This window comes from Haemophilus haemolyticus (assembly GCF_001679045.1).
In the GTDB taxonomy this organism is placed as follows: Bacteria; Pseudomonadota; Gammaproteobacteria; order Enterobacterales; family Pasteurellaceae; genus Haemophilus; species Haemophilus haemolyticus.
In genome coordinates this window covers 261,778-275,070 of record NZ_LYCK01000012.1, presented here as the reverse complement: position 1 = coordinate 275,070, position 13,293 = coordinate 261,778, and the positions used below count along the sequence as shown (strand labels likewise).

The following is a 13,293-nucleotide window of genomic DNA, read 5'->3' as shown; positions in this document are numbered from 1 at the left end:
ATATTTTTATAATATAAATCAAAAAACACAGATTATAACTGATAAATCATCATAAAACCCTTGTTTTGCAACTAATTTACGACACACCGTCAATCTTGATTTATCATTATCATATTGTTTCCAAATCTTTTCTCTTACTTCAGCAGAAAGTCCATCTGTTAATCCATCAGAACACAGTAATAAACTTTCCCCTTGTTGAATTTCAATTTCCTGATAAAAGATTTTATCTTGAAATTCGGAATAATCCGCAACTAAACACGAAGAAACGCCACCATAAATCGTGGCGAAATCTTCCTCTTTTTTATCGGGAAAATCCGACAATAATTCAGAAAGAATTGAATGATCTTGGGTAATCTGTTGCCATTTACCTTGGGCATCAATTAAATAAGCACGACTATCGCCTACGCTGAGAATTTTGGCTTTACGGGTGATTTGATCAATTTCAGCTGCCACAAACGTGGTTGCTGAGCCAAAATAATCCTCTGCCAATTCTGCAGATAAATTGGATTGTAAATCGTAGATCGTTTGGCGACTTATGCTTTCCATTTGGCTTAACAATTGCATAGCCAACTTGCTCGCTTTTTCAGGTCGATTACTATTGGAAATACCATCTGCCACGCCCACAATAAAGTGCGGTCGGGTTTCAAGACATTTTTCAGCTGTTTTGAGTTTATATTGAAACACCGACTCGCCATTAAAAAGGGCATCTTGGTTGCGTCGCTTGTTGCTGCCAATTTGTTGGCAGAAGGTAATTTCGCAAAAATTTTCCATTATTCAATCGCTTGTTGAGAAGGATTTAGAAGACAATCAATCGCTTTTAACGCATCTAACGCCTTCATTTCGAGACTTAAAAAATGCATTTTCGGCACGCCTGCATCTTGTGGGTTAATACGGATAAATCTACCCTTTTTTGCTTTCGCCGTACGTTCAGAAAAGTGACGCACAGTTGGAATGGCTTTTCCTGCTCCCAGTTCGATGACGACGAGATTTTGCACTTCTTTTAACCACGATTCTAACCGCACTTTTTTTAAATCCTGATATTGACTTGCATAACTCCAATCATTAAACATTAGTACATTTTGACGAGCAAAGCCCTCACAATAAGGACAATGTGGTTTTTCACTGGTTAAACATAAGTTTTCATTATCCACGACAGGTTGAAAACTTGATGCAGACCAACTTAATCCTCGACAATTATTGACACACTGAAGACGCTCCAAAGTACCGTGTACTTCATAAACATGGCTATCATCAAAACCAGCCTTTTGAAAATGCCCATCAACATTACTGGTAAAAACAAAATATCCATGAGATTTAGATCCTGCCCAGCGTTTTAAAATCTGATACCCTTCGTGAGGAATAGTATTTCGGTATTGAACTAATCGATGTCCATAAAACCAATAAGCTAGTTCCTGATTATGCTTATAAGCTAGTGGCGTCGCGATGTCTTCAAAAGATATATTATGTTCTTTAAACATAGGATAAGCATTCCAAAATCCACCAACGCTGCGGAAATCGGGCAGCCCAGAATCCACGCTCATACCCGCGCCAGCTGTAATTAAAATGCCATCCGCTTTGCGAATAAGCTCCACTGCATAATTCAAATCATTTTTCATAATACTTTTCTCTGTCCATTTTTCATTGATGAAATAATACCCGCTTGTTCCAACTGTTCTAAAATTTGTCCAGCTCGATTAAAACCTAACATAAATCTGCGTTGAATCATCGAGCAAGATGCAACTTTTTGTTGTTGCACAAATTTTTTTACATCCTCAAAAAGTGGATCTCTTGCCATAATTACTTTCATTGCCATTATTTGCTCCTTTTTCTTAATTAAAGGCTTTATAAATATGTAAGAAGTAAAGAATTTCTCTTTATGGAGAAATTATATGAAAGGAAGCGACAACTTGTGTCGTTAGCGAATGTTGAAAGCGGTTATTTTTAGAAGATTTTTTGCAAATAAGATAATCTGTATTGCAATATGCATATTTATCTGTTTATATATACATATAGCTTATTAAGGAAAAGAATATGAATAACCAAAATCCGATTGAAATTTACCAAGCTCAAGATGGCACAACGCAAGTGGAAGTGAGATTTGAAAATGACACCGTTTGGCTTTCCCAGGCGCAGATGGCAAATATTTTTGATACTAGCTCAGATAACATAAGCCTACATTTAAAAAATATTTTTAATGAAGCAGAACTTGATGAAAATTTAACTACCGAGGATTTCTCGGTAGTTCGACAAGAAGGGAAAAGACAAGTTACTCGTAAGGTTAAACATTATAATTTGGATGCTATTATTTCTGTAGGCTATCGAGTGAAGTCTAAATCTGCAACAAATTTTAGAATTTGGGCAACTGCACGTTTAAAAGAATATCTGACTCAAGGCTATACTATTAACCAAAAACGTTTACAGCAAAATGCTCACGAATTAGAACAAGCACTTACGCTTATTCAAAAAACGGCAAATTCATCGGAATTAACGCTAGAAAGTGGTCGTGGATTAGTGGATATTGTCAGCCGTTATACGCATACGTTTTTATGGCTATAACAATATGATGAAGGTTTACTTGCCGAACCACAAACACAGCAAGGCGGTACATTACCGACTTATGCTGAGGCTTGTTCTGCACTAGCGGAGTTAAAATTTCAGCTAATGGCAAAAGGTGAAGCAAGTGATCTATTTGGACGTGAACGAGACAATGGCTTATCTGCGATTTTAGGCAATTTAGATCAAAGTGTGTTTGGTGAACCCGCTTATCCAAGCATTGAAGCGAAAGCAGCGCATTTACTTTATTTTGTCGTCAAAAACCATCCTTTTTCAGATGGTAATAAACGTAGTGGCGCATTTTTATTTGTAGATTTCTTACATAGAAATGGGCGTTTGTTGGATCATAATGGATACCCAGTTATCAATGATACTGGGCTTGCTGCACTCACTTTATTAGTTGCAGAATCTGATCCGAAACAAAAAGAAACGCTTATTAGGCTTATTATGCACATGCTTAAATATAAGCAAGATAAGTAATGATAAATAGCAACCGAAGTCGCTATTTGTCTATCAACGTTAAACTTAATAAAAAAATTATTTACATAATTCTTTTACTGACTCTACTAATGCTTCCATTTTATCGTAAGAATTAATGCCACTTGGGCCACCAAAAAATGGGCAAACACAAATTAAAGTATCATTGTACTTGCGATAGAAGATATTAAATTCTTTCAACGCTTTAGTTTCATATACGGCTTCTCCAGTAAAAAACTTAAAGAAGTTATCTTTTTCAGTGACTCCCGTACAAATAATCACTTTAGGATTACATTCATCTATAAGTTGACGATAAAAAGCACCACGATTTTCAACACACCATTCTCTATATTCATCGAATGTTTCAAATCCTGTCATCTTAATGAATTGTTCATTCCATTGAATTGATGCTCTATTTTTGAAATTGATTGGTAGCATATTTAGTTTAAAACCAATACCCTGTGGATAAAGCACATTATAAGTACTAACAAAATACTCATAGCTTTCACCACTTTTCCAATCTAAATTATAGTAGTACCACAAAAACCAACATAATTTTTGATTATATTGCGTAGTCCAACTACCATCAAAATCGTCCTCTAACCAAGAGTGCGGTATTAATTTAGGGCTTAAACTAAATTTCTTATAAAAATCATCAGGATAAGCTTCATCACCAATCCCCCATTCTAACCCACAAAACCAAACATCTGAGTTAGGATTTCCACCATCTCCACCAGCAAAAGATACCGCTACTTTTTTAAACTCTTCTGTTACCATTATTTTATCCTCATTATTTAAGTAGATTTGTCCAAATTCCTATGGTTTCTTCTTGAATTACGCCTTTTTCTTGACCTAATTTTATTGCCAGTTGCTGTAAACTTTTAGCCAACTCAGGATGACCGCAATAATTTAAACTACGAATGATGCGGGAAATCTTCTTACTTTCATGCCCAATATTGCGTAGCCAAACTTTACGTTCAGTTAATTCAGGTTTAGGGAATATTTTATTATCTTCACGATATAAACAGAAGTAATCCAGAATAATATCAATAGAATGTAAATATTTATTTTGAATTGCTTCATCTCCAATAAAAATAACCAGGTCTTCTTCGTTAAAAACCGGTACTGAACGATTCCATTTGGAGCTTTCAGTAACAGGCAAAAGCCAAGGAATATAAAAATAAGCATCGCCAATCATTCTTTTGGGCATCGCCCAAACATCTTGCAAAGATAAATTATATTGGTTTTTTCTTTGCTCTAAATAAAATTCAATTACGGGGTGCATACATTTCTCGTTAATTCATAAACAATAAAATAGCACAGCATAGCGACAATTCGTGTCGTTAAAAAATAACCACATAAAAATCGCTATTTGTTTAAAAAGTGCGGTCGTTTTTCTATGTATTTTTAACTTTCTCCAATAACTCGGCGACCACTTTCGGAACGCCCTCACCCGCTTTTTCTTTTATTGCGATAACTTGCTTACGAACAAATCCGGTATTGGGATTAGGATCGATCAAATAGATAAGTGAACCGTATGGAGCGAGATTTACCAATCCATTAGCTGGATAAACTTGTAATGAAGTGCCAATAACAATCACAATATCTGCCTTTTTCACTAACTTTTCTGCTTTAGGAAACATGGGTACATTTTCCCCAAAAAAGACTATATGTGGACGCATTGGATGACCGTGATTATCCTTATCCTCTAACAGTTGATCATCCAAACATGGAACAATGTAATCGGTATTAAAACTGCTGCGGGCTTTATTCAATTCACCATGTAAATGGAGTACGTTAGTACTTCCCGCTCGCTCATGTAAATCATCCACGTTTTGAGTGATTATATGAACTTCATAAAACTCTTCCAATTCAACCAAAGCCAAGTGTGCAGCATTTGGCTCTGCAGCTTGAGCATTACGACGTCGTTCATTATAAAACGCCAATACTTTTGCACGGTTTTTCTTTAGGGCTTCGGGCGTACAAACTTCTTCTACTTTATACCCTGCCCACAAACCATCTTCTGCTCTAAAAGTAGGAATACCACTTTCGGCACTTATGCCAGCACCGGTTAATACTACGCAAATTGGTTTATTTTTCTCTGTCATTTTTCAGGCTCCTTTTTGTTCTAAAATTTCATCAATCTGTCTATCTCTCGCCATCATGCCAAAAATATTCCCTGCTTTATAAAGCGGTTGATAAGTATAGGTTTCAATGTGCAAGAATGGCTTATCTGAAAGGCGTTGGAAATATTGTTTTAGCTGTGATTTTGAGCGTAATAACACTTCATATTCAGCTTGAAGATGAGCGCACATGGCATCAATACGCAATTTAAATTCATCACTGTGATAAGGACTGATAATTAAATAGACAGTTTTCTGTTCGGTTGTTGTTTCATCCGTATAAACACATGCCAAATTAAACACTTGCCATTTATAGCGATCAGCAAAAGCACCAATGACTCGGCTTTGCTCCTCATTTTCAACTTGCACAAGGGCGGCTGGCTTTTTCAAACAATCTTGCAAAATATCACTTGGTGTAAAAGGCCCACAGCCTAAGTAAGATAAGACGCAATTCCAATTAGGAAACTGTTCTGTACCAAAATGAACATGTTCGCCTTGAAATTTGCCAGCACCATTTTTAGTGCGATCATCAATTAAATAATCGCCTTGGTTGAGATTTTTATGATGGGATAAAATCAATCGTTTGTATAAGGCTGAACCTTTTTCTTCGCCGAAATAATGTTGAATCCATTTTACTTTATCACTCCAAGCGGAAGGATTATGCCAAGGCGCAGTAGAAAGCACATAAATATGATATTTTCTCATCAATTTATGTATAGCCGAAATCGCGTTAGGCATCGGCTCCATTAAGCTAAAAATACCCTCGACTTCATCATATCGACCTTCATATTCTTGCTTGGTTTTATCATCTAGTTTTGCAATACCTGATGGGAAATCTACCATCACATTATCCATATCAATGTACACAATCTGTTTCATTTGAATGTCCTCTCTTCAGATAGATTTATCATAAAGCACAAAGCGACAATTTATGTCGTTATACTGTTTCTTCTAAATATACACGCTCAATTTCTTGATAATTTTCACCAAAGTGAGCGATCCACCAATCCAGCATTTGGCTTTCGATCACAGTTGCTGAAATTTCATAATCATCCCCAGAATCTTTTACTGTTTGATCTGTTGATAATGGTGTTTCTGTTAAAAATCCACCAATATCTTTATTAATGCGGAAAGTTAATCGAATTTTTCGACCATAGGTAAAACCAAACTTTTGGCTTTCTACATAAGATTTCAAATTAAAATCAGGGCGTTCAAATATCATTGTACTCACTGTTACCTTAAGCAAACGATGCAAAGCAAGGTGTAAAATATCGCCATTCTCATATTGTGCGACTAAATAGCTACTTGGTCCTTGTTGTACCAAAGCCAATGGCTTGACCTGAGCCTTATGTTCTTTACCGTGAATACTCCGATAATGCACCTGTAAAAATCGATTTTGATAAAGTGCGGTGCTAATTTGAGAAAAAATTTCTGGATTGATTTTGGCAGGTAATAACGGCTGACTAGTTGGCGCAATAGCAACTTTATTAAGCCATTCTGCCCCTGATTTTTTATGGCTGTCATAAACCAAATTATATTCGGCCTGTTGAAAGAACGCCTCCATTGAGCTCATAATACTAGAAGGTAAAATGCCATTGAGATATTGTTTAGCAAGCATAAGCACAAGTGATTGCTGTTCATTTAAAATCGGTAAATCCAAGCCTTTAGCATTTGATTTCCATCGATATCCATAAGGTTTATCACGCATATCTCGCTCAATTTCAAACTGTTGAGATAAGCTTTCTAGCTGGCGCTGAATTGAACGAATATCACGTTGAACGCCAATATCAGCAAGTTTTTGTAAGATTTCTTCTGCAGTAATAAAACGTGTTTTTGGAATAAGGCGTAAAATTTCAAGTTGAATTTGAAGTGCGGTTAAGTTTGAGGGCATTTTTATCTCCCAAATTTGAAAAAAATCATTATAAAAAATGCTGGAAAATTCCAGCATTATACTTTCTAAATTCGTCTTACTTGCCAGAAGGCTTTCGACCAATAAGGGTTATTCATTGAAGAATAGACAACGCCCCCTCTGGTGGAAGCATGAAGAAATTTGTCTTCTTTTACATAAATCCCCACATGATAACCATTAGGGCCTCGGCCGGTTTTAAAGAAAATTAAATCACCCGTTTGAATATCTTCTTTGCGAACGTGTTTACCATAATTGGCTTGTTCAGTTGTGCTTCTTGGCAAACGAAGATTAAAACGATCGAAGAAAGTTTTCTGCACAAAACCGGAACAATCTACGCCACGACGTGAAACACCGCCGAGCACATAAGGTGTACCCGCCCATTCATGTTGTTGTTCGCTCAACATGGCTATAGCCATAATAGGATCACCGATTTGACCTTTATAGTTCATCGCATAATCATCGTTTTGAAAACTGGAACAAGCGAATAAAAACAACGAGACAGTAGCGATTAAAAATGATTTATATACTTTCATACCTTTTCATATGAAAAGTGCGGTAGACATTCACCGCACTTTTTGTTGCTTACTATTTAGTTTTTTCCACACGAGCACGTAACTTTTGCCCTGGTTTAAATGTCACCACTCGGCGAGCAGAAACTGGAACGACATCACCAGTTTTCGGGTTACGACCTGGGCGCGATGACTTATCACGTAGTTCAAAATTACCAAATCCTGATAATTTTACATCATGACCAGATTCTAGCGATGAACGAATCTCTTCTAAAAAGTTCTCCACCACATTTTTCGTATCGTGTTTAGATAACTGATATTTATTACTTAAATATTCAATAATATCAATTTTGGTTATCGTAGCCATATTAATCCCTTAATTCAGCATTAAAGCGTTGTTTTACCTCCGCTAATACTGCTGAAATCACTGCATTAATTTCTTCATCTTCAAGTGTTTTTTCATTATCTTGGACAGTCAAGCTAATCGCTAAACTCTTATAGCCTTCAGCGACGCCCACACCTTGATATACATCGAACAAATTCACTTGCACCAATTTTTCACCGCCTGCTTGTTTACATGCTGCGATCAATTCCCCTGCTGGTACACTATCCGCGACAACTAAAGCTAAATCACGACGGTTTGCTGGGAATTTAGAAATTTCTTTTGCTTGCACCACATTACGTGCCGCAATTGCATTCCAAAGAATTTCAAATACAAAAGTTTTGCCATTTAATCCTAGTTTTTGGCTAATAGATGGATGAATTGCACCAATAAAACCAATTTCTTGACCATCTAATTCAATAGCAGCAGATTGACCAGGGTGTAATGCATCAAATTGTTTTGCAACAAAACGAACTCTATTACCCCCTTCAGTTAAAGAAAGTACTGATTCTAAATCGCCTTTAAGATCAAAGAAATATACAGATTCTGCTTTACCTGCCCAATGTTCAGATTTTGCCGTTCCAGTAATTACCGCACTTAAAACAAATTCTTGACGTACGCCAAATTCAGCATTGGCATCTGGCACAAAACGCAATCCTGTTTCAAATAAACGAACACGAGATTGTTGGCGATTTTGGTTATAAAGCACTGCACCTAATAAACCACTGATTAAAGACACGCGCATTGCTGACATTTCCACAGAAATAGGATTTGGCAATACAAGTGCTTCTTGATGTGGATGTAATAAACTTTGAATTTTTGGATCCACAAAGCTATAAGTAATGGCTTCTTGATAATCTGCATCCACAAGTGCGGTCTTAATTCGAGCTAAATCTAAATCAGATTCTTTGTGCTCACGCATGCGGAGATGCGCTAATGGCGCATTGTTTGGAATGCTGTTATAACCATAAATACGCGCCACTTCCTCAATTAAATCTTCTTCAATTTCAATATCAAAACGCCAGCTTGCAGAAGTTACCGTCCAAATATCATTTGCATAAGTAACATCGAAACCAAGACGATGGAAAATTTCTGTTACGCTTTCTGTTTCAATATGATGACCTAAAAGTGCATCTAATTTACTACGGCGAAGTTGAACTGTATTGACTTTAGGAAGATGGGTTTCACTGCTTGCTTCACAAATATCACCCGCTTCACCACCACAGATTCCAAGCAATAATGCGGTTGCTCGTTCCATAGCTTTACGGGCTAATTCAAAATCCACACCACGTTCAAAACGGTGTGATGCATCCGTATGTAAACCATATTGTCTTGCACGGCCTGCAATCGCTAATGGGGCGAAAAATGCGGATTCTAAAATCACATCTTTCGTTTCGCTATTCACTCCACTTGCAGCACCACCAAAGATCCCTGCCATTGCTAAAGGCCCATTTTGGTCGGCAATTAATAAAGTATTTGATTGAAGTTTTGCTGTTGAACCATCTAATAATACTAATTCTTCACCTTCTTTTGCTAAACGAACTTGAACGGGTTGTGCAACTTTAGCCGCATCAAACGCGTGCATTGGCTGACCAAGCTCAAGCAAAATGTAGTTAGTAATATCAACAATCGGATCAATAGAACGAATGCCACAACGACGCAATTTTTCTTGCATCCACATTGGCGATTCAGCCTTCACATTAACGTTTTTCACCATACGTAATAAATAACGCGGGCACTCTTCTGGTGCTTGTAAATCAATTTGAACTTTATCAGAAATTGTTGCTGGCACCGCTGCAAAGTGAGGTTGATTTACTGGCTGTTTATTTACCACACCAATTTCACGCGCAATACCTGCAATGCTCAAACAATCCGCACGGTTTGGCGTTAAGCTAATTTCGATGGCATTATCGTTTAAACCTAAATATTCACGTAAATCTGTACCGATTGGTGCATCAAGTGGCAATTCAATAATACCATCCGCTTCAACATCAATACCTAATTCAGAAAATGAACAAAGCATCCCTTCTGATGGTTGACCACGTAATTTCGTTTTCTTAATTTTGAAATCGCCAGGTAATACCGCACCTTCTGTTGCGCAAGCGACTTTTAAGCCTTGACGACAATTTGGTGCGCCACACACGATATCCAATAAACGATCGCCGCCTACGTTCACTTTAGTTACACGTAATTTATCCGCATCTGGATGTTGTGCGCATTCCACCACTTCACCAACAACGACACCATTAAATGTACCCGCAACGGCTTCTACACCATCCACTTCTAAGCCAAGCATGGTAATTTGCTCGCATAATTGCTCGGTTGAAACGGATGGATTCACCCATTCTCTTACCCACTGTTCACTAAATTTCATTTGTTGTTATCCTTTTAATTCAAATCCGAGAAATTACTTAAATTGTTTTAAGAAACGTAAGTCATTTTCAAAGAAGGAACGTAAATCTGTTACGTTATAACGTAACATTGTTAAACGCTCAACGCCCATTCCCACGGCAAAACCAGAATATTCATTCGGATCAATACCAACGTTACGCAACACATTTGGGTGTACCATACCGCAGCCCAACACCTCTAACCATTTACCGTTTTTACCCATCACATCCACTTCGGCTGAAGGTTCGGTGAATGGGAAATAAGATGGACGGAAACGCACTTGTAAATCTTCTTCAAAGAAAGCACGTAAGAAATCGTGTAATAAGCCTTTCAATTCTGTGAAATTTGCTTTTTTATCCACATAAAGGAGTTCAATTTGGTGGAACATTGGCGTATGCGTTTGATCGTAGTCATTACGATACACACGTCCCGGAGCCATAATACGAATTGGTGGCTGCATTTTTTCCATAGTACGAATTTGCACGCCAGACGTTTGGGTTCGGAGTAATAATTCTGGATTAAACCAGAAAGTATCGTGATCGGCACGTGCTGGGTGATGTTTAGGAATATTTAAAGCATCGAAGTTGTAATAATCACTTTCAATTTCAGGGCCATTTTCAACTGAAAAGCCAAGTTCTGAGAAAAATTTTGTTACACGATTAATCGTCATGGTAACTGGGTGTAAGCCACCTGTTTCAACTTTGCGACCGGGCAAACTCACATCCACACGTTCTTTTTCTAATTTTGCGTTAAGTTCAGCCTGTTCCCACTCCGCTTTTTTTGCATTTAAAAATTCTAACGCAGCTTGTTTTGCTTCGTTAATTTTTGCGCCCATAGCTGGACGTTCTTCTGCTGACACATTACGCAATTCTTGCATTAATTGAGTAAAATGCCCTTTCTTACCAAAATATTCGACACGGATTTCATCCAAAACCGTTAAACTTTTATCCTGAATGGATTCTATCGCTAATTTTGCTTTCTCGACAAGCTCGTTCAGATGTTGCATAGTTTCCCCTGCTTCTCTTTTCTCTATAAAATAAAAAACCGAGTAATGATAATACCAAGCACTTAAAAAGTAAAAGAATAATACGAAAAATCATTGGTTTATCAAAAATAAAAATGGAATAACGTTATCGCTATTCCATTTTTTCTTATTACCAACAAAATCGTTCATTCACAAAATTTTCTGACCGCTCTTTTTGCCATTTTTCTTTATTTTTTGGATTAGCAAAAAAACGTGCTTGTTCCTGTAAACGTTGGACTAATTTTTCTTCTGCTTCTTTTAACGCTTTTTGACGATCTACAAATTTTGCGGGTAATGCTGGTAAGAAAATCACTTCATAAGGATGCATAATTGTCCATTTCACTGCATTTTCGGCAGCACGACTTTGTTTATCAAAATTACAAAACGCATAAGCATTAACAAACTGCCCCACTACATGGCTGAATCCTGTATTATCCTGCACCGTTTGTTTTGGTAAATCCAACACATAAAGTGCGGTGATCAAACGATTTTGTCCACGATAAAACCAAGTAACGGCTTCATCTCTTAAACCAAAATCGTAAGCCCGAGCGGCTAACGTGAACATCGTCATGGGTGAAATACGAGCTGGATTTTCTTCTACAAATTTCACCGCACTTTTATAACCTTTTATCGTATTTTCACGTAGTATAGGATCAATTTCTTTATGTACAAATACATTTTCTGCTTTTCCATTTTCAGCAGAATAATAAGGTTTGATATAAACATCCACCGTCTTCACCGGTTCTTTGCTAATAGAACTACAAGCAGTAATAAAAAGTGCGGTTATAAAACACAGTATTTTTAACATATGGATTTTCCTTATATAATGCCCAGCAAATTTCACTGCATTGTTATTATGAAAATTCATCTAATCTACAGTCAAACCACATTAGAATTCAATAATGAAACAAATTTACTTGATCATCTCGAGAAAAATAATATTCACCATGAATATCAATGCCGTAGTGGCTATTGTGGTTCTTGTCGTGTAAAGATCAAAAAAGGCAAGGTATCCTATAAAGATACGCCCCTTGCCTTTATTCAACCTGATGAAATTTTATTATGCTGCTGTCACGTAGAAAGTGACATTGAAATTGATTTATAAATTATTTAAATCTAATACATCCGTCATATCAAATAAGCCATTCGCCTTATTTTCTAACCATTTACCAGCTCGCACTGCGCCATTAGCAAATGTCATACGGCTTGATGCTTTATGGGAAATTTCTACACGTTCTCCAATATCTGCAAACCAAACCGTGTGTTCTCCCACCACATCCGAAGCGCGAATAGTAGAAAAACCAATTTCATCACGTTTACGTTCGCCTGTGATTCCTTCGCGGCAGAACACCCCGTGCGTTTTTAAATCGCGACCTAAGGTTTTCGCGATATGTTCGCCCATAGAAAGTGCGGTGCCAGATGGCGCATCGACTTTATGACGGTGATGTGCTTCGATCACTTCAATGTCGCAATAATCGCCCATCACTTTTGCCGCTTTTTCTAAAAGCTTGAAGACTAAATTCACGCCAACACTGAAATTTGATGCAAACACAATAGCAATTTGATCTGAAGCTGCTTTAATCGCTGCTTTACCATTTTCATCAAAACCTGTTGTACCGATCACCATTTTTTTATAATTTGCTACGCAAAATACAATATGTTCAAGGGTGCCTTCTGGTCGAGTAAAATCGATTAATAAATCGAATTTATCTTTTTGGCTTTCAAGATCGTCTGAAACTGTTACACCAAGTTGACCAATTCCCGCCAATTCTCCCACATCCGTCCCGACTAAAGATGATCCTTTGCGTTCAAAAGCTGCACCTAGTTCTACTCCTTCCGCAGAATGGACCGCTTGAATTAATTGACGCCCCATTCTTCCGCCAGCACCAGCGATTGCAATTTTTAATGTCATGTTACTTCCTTTT

Annotated in this window: 15 protein-coding genes and 1 pseudogene; 2 read left to right on the top strand and 14 right to left on the bottom strand. The window is 37.2% G+C overall.

Going from position 1 to position 13,293, the window contains the following annotated elements:
* Positions 1 to 18: 18 nt before the first annotated feature.
* Genes A8M50_RS04785 through A8M50_RS04775 form a run of 3 tightly spaced genes read right to left on the bottom strand, consistent with a single transcriptional unit; the run spans position 19 to position 1,813 of the window.
* Positions 19 to 771, bottom strand: a complete 753-nt coding sequence (locus tag A8M50_RS04785; protein ID WP_005644771.1) for a PP2C family protein-serine/threonine phosphatase — start codon at positions 769 to 771, stop codon at positions 19 to 21.
* Complete coding sequence (locus tag A8M50_RS04780) at positions 771 to 1,616, bottom strand: SIR2 family NAD-dependent protein deacylase (RefSeq protein WP_005644863.1); 846 nt, start codon at positions 1,614 to 1,616, stop codon at positions 771 to 773. The genes A8M50_RS04785 and A8M50_RS04780 overlap by 1 nt, the downstream gene beginning before the upstream one ends.
* The gene (locus A8M50_RS04775; protein WP_005637831.1) at positions 1,613 to 1,813 is read right to left on the bottom strand and encodes a DNA translocase FtsK; all 201 of its coding nucleotides are present in this window, start codon (positions 1,811 to 1,813) and stop codon (positions 1,613 to 1,615) included. The genes A8M50_RS04780 and A8M50_RS04775 overlap by 4 nt, the downstream gene beginning before the upstream one ends.
* 218 nt (positions 1,814 to 2,031) lie before the next feature.
* Here A8M50_RS04775 and A8M50_RS04770 point away from each other — a divergent pair.
* Positions 2,032 to 3,033: pseudogene (locus A8M50_RS04770) on the top strand (virulence RhuM family protein/type II toxin-antitoxin system death-on-curing family toxin).
* 57 nt (positions 3,034 to 3,090) lie between these two features.
* Here A8M50_RS04770 and A8M50_RS04765 read toward each other — a convergent pair.
* The 10 genes from A8M50_RS04765 to A8M50_RS04720 form a co-directional block, all read right to left on the bottom strand.
* Positions 3,091 to 3,807 (bottom strand): hypothetical protein, encoded by a 717-nt coding sequence (locus tag A8M50_RS04765; RefSeq protein ID WP_005637833.1) that lies wholly within the window; start codon positions 3,805 to 3,807, stop codon positions 3,091 to 3,093.
* Positions 3,808 to 3,820: 13 nt separating this feature from the next.
* Positions 3,821 to 4,315: an opioid growth factor receptor-related protein gene (locus A8M50_RS04760; protein ID WP_005637834.1), complete on the bottom strand. Its 495-nt coding sequence runs from the start codon at positions 4,313 to 4,315 to the stop codon at positions 3,821 to 3,823.
* Between the two features lie 112 nt (positions 4,316 to 4,427).
* Positions 4,428 to 5,138 carry an SIR2 family NAD-dependent protein deacylase gene (locus A8M50_RS04755; RefSeq protein WP_005637835.1) on the bottom strand — a complete coding sequence of 237 codons (711 nt, stop codon included), beginning with the start codon at positions 5,136 to 5,138 and terminating at the stop codon, positions 4,428 to 4,430.
* Positions 5,139 to 5,141: 3 nt separating this feature from the next.
* Entirely contained in the window at positions 5,142 to 6,032 is an 891-nt protein-coding gene (locus A8M50_RS04750) for a 5' nucleotidase, NT5C type (protein ID WP_005637836.1), read from the bottom strand.
* A 58-nt stretch (positions 6,033 to 6,090) separates the two neighbouring features.
* Positions 6,091 to 7,044 (bottom strand): helix-turn-helix transcriptional regulator, encoded by a 954-nt coding sequence (locus tag A8M50_RS04745; RefSeq protein WP_005637837.1) that lies wholly within the window; start codon positions 7,042 to 7,044, stop codon positions 6,091 to 6,093.
* A 65-nt stretch (positions 7,045 to 7,109) separates the two neighbouring features.
* Positions 7,110 to 7,595 carry an NlpC/P60 family protein gene (locus A8M50_RS04740; protein ID WP_005637838.1) on the bottom strand — a complete coding sequence of 162 codons (486 nt, stop codon included), beginning with the start codon at positions 7,593 to 7,595 and terminating at the stop codon, positions 7,110 to 7,112.
* A gap of 52 nt (positions 7,596 to 7,647) precedes the next feature.
* A complete protein-coding gene (locus A8M50_RS04735; RefSeq protein ID WP_005637839.1) occupies positions 7,648 to 7,938 on the bottom strand; it encodes an integration host factor subunit alpha in 291 nt (96 codons plus the stop codon).
* 1 nt (position 7,939) lies between these two features.
* Positions 7,940 to 10,327 carry a phenylalanine--tRNA ligase subunit beta gene (gene pheT, locus A8M50_RS04730; protein ID WP_005637840.1) on the bottom strand — a complete coding sequence of 796 codons (2,388 nt, stop codon included), beginning with the start codon at positions 10,325 to 10,327 and terminating at the stop codon, positions 7,940 to 7,942.
* Between the two features lie 33 nt (positions 10,328 to 10,360).
* On the bottom strand, positions 10,361 to 11,350 hold the full coding sequence (gene pheS / locus A8M50_RS04725; RefSeq protein WP_005644831.1) for a phenylalanine--tRNA ligase subunit alpha: 990 nt from the start codon (positions 11,348 to 11,350) through the stop codon (positions 10,361 to 10,363).
* 148 nt (positions 11,351 to 11,498) lie between these two features.
* Positions 11,499 to 12,176, bottom strand: a complete 678-nt coding sequence (locus tag A8M50_RS04720) for a hypothetical protein (RefSeq protein ID WP_005644971.1) — start codon at positions 12,174 to 12,176, stop codon at positions 11,499 to 11,501.
* A 48-nt stretch (positions 12,177 to 12,224) separates the two neighbouring features.
* Between A8M50_RS04720 and yfaE the strand changes: the two genes are divergently transcribed.
* Positions 12,225 to 12,473 carry a class I ribonucleotide reductase maintenance protein YfaE gene (gene yfaE / locus A8M50_RS04715; RefSeq protein ID WP_005644791.1) on the top strand — a complete coding sequence of 83 codons (249 nt, stop codon included), beginning with the start codon at positions 12,225 to 12,227 and terminating at the stop codon, positions 12,471 to 12,473.
* Here the strand turns inward: yfaE and dapB are convergent.
* On the bottom strand, positions 12,468 to 13,280 hold the full coding sequence (dapB, locus tag A8M50_RS04710; protein WP_005644928.1) for a 4-hydroxy-tetrahydrodipicolinate reductase: 813 nt from the start codon (positions 13,278 to 13,280) through the stop codon (positions 12,468 to 12,470). The two genes, yfaE and dapB, sit on opposite strands and share 6 nt — an antisense overlap.
* Between the last annotated feature and the right edge of the window lie 13 nt (positions 13,281 to 13,293).

Excerpts from the sequence above, each read along its gene's own strand:
- A8M50_RS04785 (WP_005644771.1), bottom strand. The coding sequence starts at position 771 with ATGGAAAATTTTTGCGAAATTACCTTCTGCCAACAAATTGGCAGCAAC.
- A8M50_RS04780 (WP_005644863.1), bottom strand. The coding sequence starts at position 1,616 with ATGAAAAATGATTTGAATTATGCAGTGGAGCTTATTCGCAAAGCGGAT.
- A8M50_RS04775 (WP_005637831.1), bottom strand. The coding sequence starts at position 1,813 with ATGGCAATGAAAGTAATTATGGCAAGAGATCCACTTTTTGAGGATGTA.
- A8M50_RS04765 (WP_005637833.1), bottom strand. The coding sequence starts at position 3,807 with ATGGTAACAGAAGAGTTTAAAAAAGTAGCGGTATCTTTTGCTGGTGGA.
- A8M50_RS04760 (WP_005637834.1), bottom strand. The coding sequence starts at position 4,315 with ATGCACCCCGTAATTGAATTTTATTTAGAGCAAAGAAAAAACCAATAT.
- A8M50_RS04755 (WP_005637835.1), bottom strand. The coding sequence starts at position 5,138 with ATGACAGAGAAAAATAAACCAATTTGCGTAGTATTAACCGGTGCTGGC.
- A8M50_RS04750 (WP_005637836.1), bottom strand. The coding sequence starts at position 6,032 with ATGAAACAGATTGTGTACATTGATATGGATAATGTGATGGTAGATTTC.
- A8M50_RS04745 (WP_005637837.1), bottom strand. The coding sequence starts at position 7,044 with ATGCCCTCAAACTTAACCGCACTTCAAATTCAACTTGAAATTTTACGC.
- A8M50_RS04740 (WP_005637838.1), bottom strand. The coding sequence starts at position 7,595 with ATGAAAGTATATAAATCATTTTTAATCGCTACTGTCTCGTTGTTTTTA.
- A8M50_RS04735 (WP_005637839.1), bottom strand. The coding sequence starts at position 7,938 with ATGGCTACGATAACCAAAATTGATATTATTGAATATTTAAGTAATAAA.
- pheT (WP_005637840.1), bottom strand. The coding sequence starts at position 10,327 with ATGAAATTTAGTGAACAGTGGGTAAGAGAATGGGTGAATCCATCCGTT.
- pheS (WP_005644831.1), bottom strand. The coding sequence starts at position 11,350 with ATGCAACATCTGAACGAGCTTGTCGAGAAAGCAAAATTAGCGATAGAA.
- A8M50_RS04720 (WP_005644971.1), bottom strand. The coding sequence starts at position 12,176 with ATGTTAAAAATACTGTGTTTTATAACCGCACTTTTTATTACTGCTTGT.
- yfaE (WP_005644791.1), top strand. The coding sequence starts at position 12,225 with ATGAAAATTCATCTAATCTACAGTCAAACCACATTAGAATTCAATAAT.
- dapB (WP_005644928.1), bottom strand. The coding sequence starts at position 13,280 with ATGACATTAAAAATTGCAATCGCTGGTGCTGGCGGAAGAATGGGGCGT.